Here is a 12617-nt window from a genome sequence, read left to right on the forward strand (position 1 = left end):
TAAGTTAAAGCGAACCTACCCAATTAGCATAGTAGGAGGTTCGTTAAAATAACATGTAGTATTGTTATATTTTTAAAGGGATGTTACCTTTAAAATTTACAAGTTGATAAGCTAATTTAACATCGTTATCTGTAGGTGGTTGAACTTTATTTAAAGGATAGCTCAAGTTCATTGCTTCCCATTTATGGACACCAAGTTGATGATAGGGCAATAGTTCAAATCTTTCCACATTATCCAATGTATTTATAAACGCGCCTAATTGTATTAAATCTTCCTTAGCATCAGTATATCCGGGAACTAGCACGTGTCTAATCCAAACAGGTTGTTTAACATCTGATAACTTTTTAGCAATTTTTAATATTTGTGTGTTAGGTTTTTCAGTTAATGCTATGTGTTTCTCATTATCAATATGTTTAATATCCAAGAGTATTAAGTCTGTATATTTTAATAATTTATCGAAGTGACGTTGAAATGCTAATGTGTCATTTGCACAACCTGCAGAAGTATCGATACATGTATGAATTCCGTTTGCCTTTAACGCTTTAAATAAAGCTGTGACAAAGGGCATTTGCAACAATGGTTCGCCACCACTTATAGTTACGCCGCCCCCAGATGCTTCAAAATAAGGTTTGAAAGATGTTATTTCATCCACCATTTCGTCTACTGTTACTTCTCTAGATAATTCATTGACTTTCCATGTATCCGGATTATGACAATATAAACATCTCAGTAAACAGCCTTGCATAAAAAGTATATATCTAATACCTGGTCCATCGACAGTACCCATACTTTCAACAGAGTGCAAGTGTCCTTTAAGCATTTTGCTCCCACCTTATAATTTTTGTTTTACATTCTTTCATGAAACGTACGAGAAATAACATCTAATTGTTGTTCTCGTGTTAATTTAATGAAATTAACAGCATAGCCAGAAACACGAATAGTAAGTTGCGGATACTCTTCGGGGTGCTCCATTGCATCTAACAATGTGTCTCGATTAAAGACGTTTATGTTTAAATGATGGCCGTGTTGCATAGCGTATCCATCAAGCATACTTGTAAGATTTTTATTTTGCTCTTCTGGTAATTTTCCTAATGATTTAGGAACGATACTAAATGTATTTGAAATACCATCTTTGCAACAATCATAAGGAATTTTTGCAACAGAGCTCAGTGATGATAATGCACCTTTTTGGTCCCGCCCATGCATTGGGTTGGCACCTGGGGCAAATGGTTCACCAGCTTTTCGTCCATCAGGTGTATTACCGGTCTTTTTACCATAAACGACATTTGAAGTGATTGTAAGTACACTCATTGTATGCTCAGAATTACGATATGTTTTATGGCTTCTTAATTTAGTCATAAAGCGTTCTACTAAATCTACGGCGATATCATCTACACGAGTATCATTGTTGCCATATTTAGGGAAATCTCCATTTATTTCAAAATCAATTACTAAACCATTTTCATCACGTATTGGCATAACTTGGGCATATTTAATTGCTGACAATGAATCCGCAGCAACTGATAAACCTGCAATACCTGTTGCCATCGTACGTATGATATTAGTATCGTGTAACGCCATCTCGATACGCTCGTAACTGTATTTATCATGCATATAATGAATAATATTTAAAGCATTGATGTAAACGCCTGCTAACCAATCCATCATCTTATCAAACTTTTCAAATACTTCATCGTAATTTAATACTTGTGAATTGATAGCTTCATATGATGGTCCGACTTGCATACCAGATTTTTCATCTTTTCCACCATTAATTGCGTATAATAAAGTTTTAGCTAAGTTTGCACGAGCACCAAAGAATTGCATTTGTTTACCAATTTTCATTGCAGATACACAACATGCAATACCATAGTCATCACCGTATGATTCACGCATTAAATCATCATTTTCATACTGTATTGAACTTGTTTTTATACTCATTTTTGCACAATAATTTTTAAAATGTGTTGGTAATTGTACTGACCAAAGTACAGTTAAATTTGGTTCTGGTGCAGGTCCTAAGTTGTCTAATGAGTGTAAGAAACGGAATGAGTTCTTAGTTACAAGAGGTTTACCATTAATTCCTATACCACCAATTGATTCAGTAACCCAAGTAGGGTCTCCAGAGAATAATTCATTATAATCTGGTGTACGTGCAAATTTCACAATACGTAATTTCATAATAAAGTGATCAATTATTTCTTGAACTTCACTTTCGGTGATAGTACCATTTTTTAAATCACGTTCAGCATAAATATCTAAGAATGTAGACGTACGTCCTAAACTCATAGCAGCACCATTTTGTTCTTTGATAGCAGCTAAATATGCTAAATAAAGCCATTGAACAGCTTCTTTAAAAGTAGTAGCAGGGCGTCCTAGATCAAAGCCATAAGTTTCACCTAATACTTTTAATTCTTTAAGTGAGCGATATTGTTCTGATAATTCTTCGCGTAATCGAATAATATCTTCTGACATTTCAGTAGACATTGTATTGAAGTCATGCATTTTTTCTGCCATCAAAAAATCAATGCCATAGAGCGCAACACGGCGATAATCGCCAATTATTCGTCCTCTGCCATAAGCATCCGGAAGGCCTGTGATAATACCAGCTTTTCGACAGTCAAGCATTTCTTTAGAGTAGGCATCAAACACACCTTGGTTATGAGTTTTACGATAATCTGTAAATATTTTTTCAGTTTCTGAATCTAGTTTATAACCATAAGATTCACAGGCTGCTTTGGCCATACGAATGCCGCCAAATGGTTGCATAGATCGTTTAAATGGTTTTTCAGTTTGGACGCCGACAATAGTTTCTAAATCTTGATTTAAATAACCGGCTTCATGCGAGGTTATTGTCGAGGGTACTTTTGTATCCATATCCCACATACCACCACGTTCACGCTCTTCTTTTGATAAAGCCATTACTTGATCCCAAAGCTTAGATGTTGCGTCAGTAGGGCCTTCTAAAAATTGATCATCGCCTTCATAAAGTGAGTAGTTTAGTTGGATAAACTCACGAACATCGACATGGCGACGCCAACGCCCACTTTTAAATCCTTGCCAAGCAATTTCGTGTAATTTTTCTTTTTCTAACATTTTTACTCTTCCATTCATTCAGTTAATAATTTCAAAAATATTGTAACATTGATATTGTTAAAACTTTCACAATGTTTGTGAAAGTTTTAAATACAAACTGTGAACGATTTGAAAAACTGTAGGATATTATATAACAGGTTTATAGTATTGCGTGTCTGTTATACAACAGAAAACACTTGTATTGTGAGCAGTTTATAATGAAAAGATAGAGGAAAAAATTAGTGAAAAACACGATGTATAAAAATAAGTCACTTCTACCCCTTGTAATTTGTGGATAAAAGCGACTTAAAAAATCATATATAATAGAAGGTTTTAGAAATTAAATTATGCGTAAAATTGTATTAATCATGATGATAACAGTAATTAGTACACTTTTTATACACAATATTAATTGAAAACAATTGTTTTATTGCCATCATTTACGATAACTTTATGTTGAACATGATATTCAACTGCTTGAGCTAAAACAGAAGATTCAACATGACGTCCAATTTTACGTAAATCTTGTACGTTATAACGATGATTAATACGTGTGACATCTTGGTCTATAATTGGTCCTTCATCTAAATCAGAAGTTACGTAATGACTTGTTGCACCAACTAATTTAACGCCGCGCTCCCAAGCTTGTTTGTATGGGTTCGCTCCAATGAATGAAGGTAAGAAAGAATGGTGGATATTAATAATTTGATTTGGATAATGACTTACAAAATTATCTGTAAGTATTTGCATATATTTAGCTAAAACAATTAATTCTACTTCGTGTTTTGCGCAAATATCCAATATATTTTGCTCAACAATCGCCTTATCATTATTACTTGGCACATAGTAAAAAGGGATATTAAACGATTCAGCAAAATGCCTATTGTTTTCATGATTACTGACAACACAAGTGATTTCAGCAGGGATTTCTTTACGCTGAACTCTTAATAATACTTCATTAAAAGCATGGTCTTCTTTTGATACAAATAATGCGATTTTTGTTTTATCACTTGTATCAAAAATATCAAAATTAATGTCATTTTGACTTAAAGTATTTTCTAGAGCTTCTTTCAGTTGTGTTGCTTTTTCAAACTCAAATCTTAAAAATAATTTCCCTTCGGTATCTTGTGCATGATCATATTCAGTAAAGTGATCAAGATGTAAAATATTAGAGCCGTATTCTGCAATAATATTTGTAATTAATGATGTTATACCGACTTTGTCATTGCATGTTGCGAGTAATATGTATTTATCTTCCATTTAAGCACCTCAAAATTTAAAAAGTACTTAAAATTATAGGGAATATTCTGAACAATGTAAATAAATAAAATATTTTTCAACAAAATTACAACATTTTACAGTTTTAACTATACTATTATAGTAGAAATAGGATATAATAATAAATGGGTTTTTTTATCTTTTATGAGTAATAAGTAATGAGAGATGATGACACTTTTCATGAAAATAATACGCTTACAAACAAAGTGATTTTTGTTTGTAAATTAATTATAAGATATAAGATTGATTATTTTGATAATTGCGCCAATGATAAAAAACGATGAAAATTTGATTTCACTCTTTTATTTTCTTAAAAATTGTATTAAGATGTAATTTGTGTTTCAAGAAGCGTGTATTATTGCAATTTCTTGTGTCCGGATAAAATATTCTTTAGATGAAAGGTAGATTAAAGTAATGGATAGACAGAATTTCACAGATTTAATTCAAACAAAATTTAAAATGGTACGTATTGAAGCAGGTTATACGCAAGATACGATGGCCCAAACTATTGGTCTTTCAAAAAAGACTTTAGTACAAATAGAAAAAGAAAGAGTACTACCTAACTGGACAACATGTGTGTCAATTTGTGCATTATTTAGAGATTCAGATGTTTTAAATAGTACATTTGGTTGTGATCCGCTAGAAATGGTACAAACTATTTCTCGTAATCACTGTGCGTACCCTAACCATTCAACAACAAGTGATATCTACTGGAACACTGTTGATAGCCGTAATGGTTTCATCTTACAAAGTAATAAAGTAAGTGACATTTATCGAGTACTTAACCAAGAAACACAACCAATATTTGGTACTTCTAAATTAAGAGAAGCAGAAACATATTTTGGTAGAATTTCTAAAGAAGAGTTAATGCACGTATAATATTAATTCAATTTGTGATAGAAGAATCATTATTTATATAATTTGGTGACATAGGACTTTAAATTGTATATGAATGATTTAGTCACTATACACTACTTGACCTAAACAAAAGATTTAGGTCTTTTTTTATTTTCAATTGTTTTTTAAAATGAATAGGTGTATGCTTCTACACAATTAAACTATATGTATTGTACAATGTTTAAGAGTGAATTTTTAATAGTAGGATGTTATAAAGTAAAATAAAAAGGAGAAACTTTTATGCATGCATTTTTAATAATTATTTTTATGATGATAATTGGTGCATTAATAGGTGGAGTGACAAACGTTATTGCGGTAAAAATGTTGTTTCATCCATTCAAAACATATTATATTTTTAACAAACGCGTGCCATTTACACCAGGTTTAATACCAAAAAGAAGAGCAGAAATTGCTGATAAAATTGGCCAAGTTATAGAAGAACATTTACTAACTGAGAGTATGATTCAGTCTAAATTAAATGCGCCAACTTCTAGAACTGCAATCGAAGAAGTAATACAAAAACAAATTAAAAAATTAAAAGAGGATCGCATATCTTTTGATTATTTAGCGAATAAAGTCGACATAGATGTTGCACAATTAGCAAATGAGAAAATAGAATCGATTATGTCAGAAAAATTAGAAGCATTTTATTATGATCATCGAAGCACTCCTATTGAACAATTGATTCCTGAAGACATTGAAAAAAGTTTAGATAGTAAGATTGAAGCAGTACCAGAAATACTATTTGATAGAGCACGTGTTTACTTGAAATCTGAAAAAGGTGCATTAGATATCGCGTCGATGTTAGATACTTTCTTTAATGAAAAAGGGAAAATTGTCGGGCTATTACAAATGTTTATGACAAAAGAAAGCATCGCTGATCGTATCCAACATGAATTAATCAGATTGACTAATCATCCTAAAGCTAAAGCAATCGCAAATCAAATTATCGAAAACGAATATGCAACATTTAAATCTAAACAGTTAAATGAAGTGCTGAATGAACAACAATTCCAATCATTTAAAACATCAGTAACGGATTTGGCTATGGGCTATATGGATATCAATAATATGGCAACAAAACCACTAAATACTCTTATGCCAAACTTTATACAATTTTTAGAAAATAAGTTATCCAAGCAACTAACAAACGTGATTATTGAAAATGCGTCTAAACATATCTCACCAATTATGAAGAAAGTCAATTTACGTCAAATGGTTGAAGAACAGATTAATACGTTTGACTTAGCATATATTGAGAAACTCATAATAGATATAGCAAATAAAGAGTTAAAATTAATTATGTTATTAGGGTTCTTATTAGGTGGTATTATTGGTTTATTACAAGGGATAATTGCAATTTTTGTATAACATATTAAATTATGTTATTGTAATATCGATGTGGTTTTAGCACATATACAAAAAAGGAGTGAAGCATAGTGGCAGTAAATTTATACGATCATGCAAATCAATTAGAGCAAGCATTAAGAGAAAGTGATGAATATCAAGCTATTCAAAATGCTTATGCAAAAGTTAAAGAAAATCAAGAATCAAAAGATTTATTTGATGAATTCCGTGAAACACAATTAAATTTCCAACAAAAACAAATGCAAGGTGAAGAAATCGGTGAAGAAGAGCTGCAAAAAGCACAAGAACAAGCTCAAAAAATCGAAAATGATTCTAACATTTCTGAATTAATGGCGGCTGAACAAAATATGAGCCAAGTATTCCAAGAAATTAATCAAATCATTGTAAAACCTTTAGATGAAATTTACGCTGACTAATTATTGTTAGAGTAATGTATAGAGACTATAATACAAATAAATATTGTGTTGTAGTTTAAAATGGAATGAACAGAAAACTGATTATTTTATAACTACGATTTTGTTATCCATTATGATAGTTAAGACTATAAACGAAATAGCTTAATTTAAGCGCATTTTCAAACAGTCAATAACTACCAATACAAAAATGAGGCTGAGGCATATATTTATGTGTCAGCCTCATTTTTTGTGCCCTTTTTAAAGATTATGTTTTAATTAAAAAATGATGAAAATGCTATTGTCTAACTCATTTAATAATAATTAGAAGTGATATTGTCTTGATTTGAGCATCTTTTGTTTTATCGACTGTCTAATAGACAATGTGGTAAAATATACTAATACAAGGTATTTGTATGCATAAATTTTAGTATTGGTTGAAATTTGTAATATATTACTGAAACAACAAACATGCATCAGCTTAAATAAACCTTTCAATAAAGGAGAAAGATACTGTATGGTGAAATTTATTCATTGTGCTGATTTACATTTAGATAGCCCTTTTAAATCAAGAGATTATCTCAGTCAGCCTATTTTCGAAGATATCCAAAAAAGTGCTTATGAAAGTTTTAAAAAAATAGTAGATTTAGCATTAGCCGAAGAAGTCGATTTTATGATTATTTCAGGCGATTTATTTGATCAACAAAATCGCACATTACGCGCAGAAGTGTTCTTAAAGGAACAATTTGAACGTTTAGAGAGAGAACAAATTTTTGTCTATTTATGTCACGGTAACCACGATCCTTTATCATCGAGTATTGGTACTGTATGGCCAGATAATGTATCAGTTTTCTCTGAAAATGTTGAAACATACCAAACAATAACTAAAAACGGAGAAGAAATTTACCTTCATGGTTTTAGTTATCAAAATGATGCAAGTTATGAGAATAAACTTGATGCATACCCAATTAGTCAAGGTTATAAAGGTATTCATATCGGTATTTTACATGGTACATATAGTAAAACAAGTACGAATGACCGTTACACAGAATTTAGATTAGAAGATTTAAATAATAAATTGTATCATTATTGGGCGTTGGGCCATATACACGAGCGTCAACAATTGAGCGATATGCCACAAATACATTATCCAGGTAATATACAGGGACGACACTTTAAAGAGCTTGGTGAAAAAGGATGTTTACTTGTTGAGGGGGACAACTTAAAACTTGATGCTAAATTTATACCGACGCAATTTATAAGATTTGAGAAAGCGACGCTAGAAACAAAGCAAACCTCTAAACAGGGTATCTTTAATGATATACAAGCATTTAAGACTCAAGTTAGAAAAAATGGTAAAGCAATCTATCAGTTGAACGTATTAATAGATTCAGACCAGTGGATACCTGAACAAGATATTTTACAAATTCATGAAATGATTAGTGACTATGAAGCAAATGAACATAATTTTGTATTTATCGAAGACTTAACAATTAAAAATAAGTACGATGATCAAAATACATTAGTTAAAGAATTTTCTCCAGAGTTAATTGAGGACAATACCATATATAATCTAGCGATGAATGACTTATATTTAAATCCTAAAGCGTCTAAGTACTTAGAAAACTATAGTGATTTTGATAGACGAGAACTTATTGAACATGCAGAAGAACTCTTGAAGTCAGATATGAGGGGAGAATAAAATGAAAATTAAATCATTAGAGATTTACGGATATGGTAAATTTATACAAAGAAAGATTGAATTTGATGAATCATTTACTGAAATTTATGGGGAAAATGAATCTGGTAAATCAACAATCCAAGCATTTATTCATTCCATACTTTTTGGCTTCCCAACTAAGAAAGAAAATGAACCACGCCTAGAGCCTCGATTAGGAAACCAGTACGGTGGTAAATTAACTTTAATTCAAGATGATGGATCGTTAGTAGAGGTTGAACGTGTTAAAGGTAGTGCAACAGGTGACGTAAAAGTATACTTACCTAACGGAACTATTAAAGATGAAACTTGGTTGAATAAAGAACTAAACTTTATTTCTAAGCGTACATATCAAGGTATCTTTTCATTTGATGTACTTGGGCTTCAGGATATTCATAAAAAAATGGATGAAACTCAGTTACAAAATTACCTGTTACAAGCAGGGGCTTTAGGTTCAACAGAATTTACAAGTATGCGCGAAATATTAAGCGACAAAAAAGAAATGTTATATAAAAAAAACGGACGTAATCCAATTATAAATCAACAATTAGAACAGTTGAAAGAGCTTGAGGGGCAAATTCGAGAAGAAGAATCGAAATTAACTTCATATAAAAGATTAGTTGATGACAAAGATAAAGCTGAACGTAGATTGAGTAATTTAAAGCAAAACTTAACACAACTATCAAAAATGCATGAACAGAAACAAAAGGAGATTGCATTACATGAACAGACTCAAGAATGGAAAGAACTAGAAGCTCAATTAAATATTGAACCAATTGTGTTTCCAGAACAAGGTATTGATCGTTATGAATCAGCAAAAATACAAACACAAAATTTAAAACGTGACATTGGTTTACGTGAAGAGCGTTTAGCTCATCTTAAAGCAGAAAATGAAAAAGTAAATGTACCAAAACAGAGTGATTTAGATGCATTTAATCATTTACATCAACAAGAAAACGAAATTAAACAAAAAGAATATGAACTAAAAGCTGTAGAAAAAGAAATTCAAGACAAAACGCGTGAAAAATCAGGATTAAGTTCTAATATTGGTTGGCAAAGTGTTCATCATCAAGTAGACGATTCTGAAGCGATGAAAAGTCATGTAAGTAATCAAATTAAAATTAAGCAAGAACAAACTGCTTATATACAACAACTTGAACGTAATATTGAAGAAAATAAAATTGATAAAGACACAAACCATGCTGAAATAGAGTCATTAGAAGCGGATATTGTGCCAGAAGAAAATTTTGAGAAGAAAAAACAATATAATAAAAGAGTATTTGAATTACAAGAAAAAAATAATCTTTATCAAAAGATGAAAGAAGCGTTTGATACTGAACAACGTGAAAATGAGAAAAAACAAAATTTATTACGAATGAGCCTAATGATACTAGCGGTAATAGGGATTGGGTTAACGATATTCTCATTTGTATCTGCAAATATTATTTTCGGTATTGTATTTGCTATTTTATCTCTTGTATTTGTCATAGGTATATTTTTTGTAAAAACAAAAGAAATTGGACATAGTGAAACATTTTCAAAAGAGATTGATGATTTGGAACATCAAGTCAATCACTTAGAAAACAATTATGACCTTGATTTTGATTTGGACGATCAATATAGGGTGCGCGAACAATATCAATCTGCCATTAAAACAAAAGATGCAATTGATAAGAAAGCAGCTTACTTAGAAGACACATTAGAGCAAGCCAAGCAATATTACCAAACTGCGCAGAACAATATCAATGATATTAAATCAGATTTGTTCTTATCAAATAAAATCTCAGATGAATTAATTATCGACAGCATTAATACAATAAATAAAATTAAAGAACATGATGGTCATATTACTGAACTTCATAAAAAAGTACATGAATTACAACAACAATTAGATGAATTTTACGCTCATGCGCAAGAAATTACAAAAAATCAATTTTCATATTTTAATGAACTGTCATTATTCCACGATATAAGACAATGGTTAAAAGAAGAAACAAATAATTTAGATAAATGGAATAGAAACAATGAACAAATCAAATTGATTGAAAGTGAGGTTTCACAACTCCATAATAGGTTAAACGAAAATAATAATGTAATTTCGCAATTGTTTAATTTTGTTAACGTCAATGATGAAGAGGCTTATTACCAACATCATGTTCAACACCAAAATTATCATCAACAGATGGCACGTTTTAATGATTTATCAAAATACCTAGAAAATCAAAATTACAATTATGATTCTAGTTCTAGATTGAGTGAGAAAACTGCTGCGCAATTAACAAACGAAGATGAAGTGCTCGCTCGTCAAGTTGATGACTATAATGACCAATATTTAGAATTACAGTCACAAGTAAGTGATTTAAATGCTAAAATTACAGATATGGAAACAGATAAAACTTTAGCTGATTTAAGACATAGATTCCATATACTTAAAAACAAAGTAAATGACGAAGCTAAAGACTGGGCTAGCCTTAGTTATCTACAAGCTTTAGTAGAAGGGCATATTAAGCAAATTAAAGATAAACGTTTGCCACAAGTGATAAACGAAGCAACAAATATCTTTTCACATTTAACAAATGGTCATTATGTGCAAGTCACATATGCTAATGACGATTTAATGGTAAAACAAGCAAATGGACAGATGTATGAGCCTGTAGAGTTAAGTCAGTCTACGAAAGAAATTTTATATATTGCATTACGGTTGAGTTTAATCCAAACTCTGAAACCATATTATCCATTTCCAATTATTATTGATGACGCTTTTGTGCATTTTGATAAATATAGAAAAGACATTATGATGAATTATTTAAGACAAATGCCAAGTAATTATCAAATTTTGTATTTTACATGTGTGAAAGATACGAGCGTGCCTTCAAAACAAATCATTACATTAAATAAAATCGAGGAAGGCGGTAAATAATGAGAAATGTTGAAAATTTAAATCCTGGAGATTCAGTGAATCACTTTTTCTTGATTCATAAAGCTACACAAGGTGTAACTGCTCAAGGTAAAGATTATATGACACTTCACCTACAAGACAAAAGTGGAGATATTGAAGCGAAACTTTGGACTGTAAGTAAAGAAGACATGAAAGTATTAGAGCCTGAAAAGATTGTACATGTTACAGGAGATATTATAAATTATCGTGGCCGTAAACAAATGAAAATTAATAAAATAAAATTGGCTACACCAGAAGATAATATGAATACACAAGATTTTGTAGATGGCGCACCTATGACGCCTGAAGAAATTCAAGAAGAGATTTCACATTATATGTTAGAAATTGAAAATGCGACATTACAGCGTATTACACGTCATTTAATACGTAAACATCAAGAAGCATTCTTTACATTTCCAGCTGCAAGTACGCATCACCACAACTTCTCAAGTGGTTTAAGTTACCATGTATTAACAATGTTGCAAGTAGCTAAATCAATATGCGATATTTATCCATTATTGAATCGTAGTTTATTATACAGTGCCATTATTTTACATGATTTAGGTAAAGTAAGAGAATTAAGTGGTCCAGTAGCTACATCTTATACAGTTGAAGGAAACTTATTAGGACATATTTCGATTGCAAGCGATGAAGTAGCTGAAGCTGCTAGAGAATTAAACGTTGATGGTGAAGAGGTATTATTATTACGTCATATGATTTTAGCACATCATGGTAAGATGGAGTTTGGGTCACCTAAATTACCACACATGAAAGAGGCTGAAATACTGTTCTTTATTGATAATATAGATGCGAAAATGAATATGTTTGAAAAAGCATTTAAGAAAACAAATAAAGGACAATTTACGGAACGTATCTTTGGGTTAGATGGCCGACAATTTTACAACCCGACATCTTTAGATTAATAGTTAAAGCTATTTGAAAATATTAGAGT

9 protein-coding genes are annotated in these 12617 nt (G+C 31.0%); 6 read left to right on the forward strand and 3 right to left on the reverse strand.

All coding sequences use genetic code 11. From position 1 onward, the window contains the following. Window positions 1-64: 64 nt before the first annotated feature. The 3 genes from pflA to purU all read right to left on the reverse strand — a co-directional run bounded on the left by pflA (window position 65) and on the right by purU (window position 4335). Window positions 65-820: a pyruvate formate-lyase-activating protein gene (gene pflA / locus J5E45_RS00120; protein WP_069792556.1), complete on the reverse strand. Its 756-nt coding sequence runs from the start codon at window positions 818-820 to the stop codon at window positions 65-67. A gap of 26 nt (window positions 821-846) precedes the next feature. Then, a complete protein-coding gene (gene pflB / locus J5E45_RS00125; RefSeq protein ID WP_208181433.1) occupies window positions 847-3096 on the reverse strand; it encodes a formate C-acetyltransferase in 2250 nt (749 codons plus the stop codon). A 387-nt stretch (window positions 3097-3483) separates the two neighbouring features. After that, window positions 3484-4335 carry a formyltetrahydrofolate deformylase gene (purU, locus tag J5E45_RS00130; protein WP_039066968.1) on the reverse strand — a complete coding sequence of 284 codons (852 nt, stop codon included), beginning with the start codon at window positions 4333-4335 and terminating at the stop codon, window positions 3484-3486. Between the two features lie 432 nt (window positions 4336-4767). Here purU and xdrA point away from each other — a divergent pair, with 432 nt between their 5' ends. The 6 genes from xdrA to yhaM all read left to right on the forward strand — a co-directional run bounded on the left by xdrA (window position 4768) and on the right by yhaM (window position 12588). Continuing rightward, the gene (gene xdrA, locus J5E45_RS00135) at window positions 4768-5232 is read left to right on the forward strand and encodes an XRE family transcriptional regulator XdrA (protein WP_017723171.1); all 465 of its coding nucleotides are present in this window, start codon (window positions 4768-4770) and stop codon (window positions 5230-5232) included. Window positions 5233-5490: 258 nt separating this feature from the next. After that, a complete protein-coding gene (locus J5E45_RS00140) occupies window positions 5491-6621 on the forward strand; it encodes a DUF445 domain-containing protein (protein WP_039066970.1) in 1131 nt (376 codons plus the stop codon). Between the two features lie 68 nt (window positions 6622-6689). Next, complete coding sequence (locus J5E45_RS00145; protein ID WP_017723169.1) at window positions 6690-7034, forward strand: YlbF/YmcA family competence regulator; 345 nt, start codon at window positions 6690-6692, stop codon at window positions 7032-7034. A gap of 493 nt (window positions 7035-7527) precedes the next feature. Further along, entirely contained in the window at window positions 7528-8712 is a 1185-nt protein-coding gene (locus J5E45_RS00150) for a metallophosphoesterase family protein (protein ID WP_107549929.1), read from the forward strand. Window position 8713: 1 nt separating this feature from the next. Beyond that, the gene (locus J5E45_RS00155) at window positions 8714-11647 is read left to right on the forward strand and encodes an AAA family ATPase (protein ID WP_208181434.1); all 2934 of its coding nucleotides are present in this window, start codon (window positions 8714-8716) and stop codon (window positions 11645-11647) included. Beyond that, window positions 11647-12588 (forward strand): 3'-5' exoribonuclease YhaM, encoded by a 942-nt coding sequence (gene yhaM, locus J5E45_RS00160; RefSeq protein WP_039066975.1) that lies wholly within the window; start codon window positions 11647-11649, stop codon window positions 12586-12588. The genes J5E45_RS00155 and yhaM overlap by 1 nt, the downstream gene beginning before the upstream one ends. The last annotated feature ends 29 nt before the right edge of the window (window positions 12589-12617 follow it).

Origin of the sequence: Staphylococcus shinii (assembly GCF_017583065.1) — a bacterium.
GTDB classification, from domain to species: domain Bacteria; phylum Bacillota; class Bacilli; order Staphylococcales; family Staphylococcaceae; genus Staphylococcus; species Staphylococcus shinii.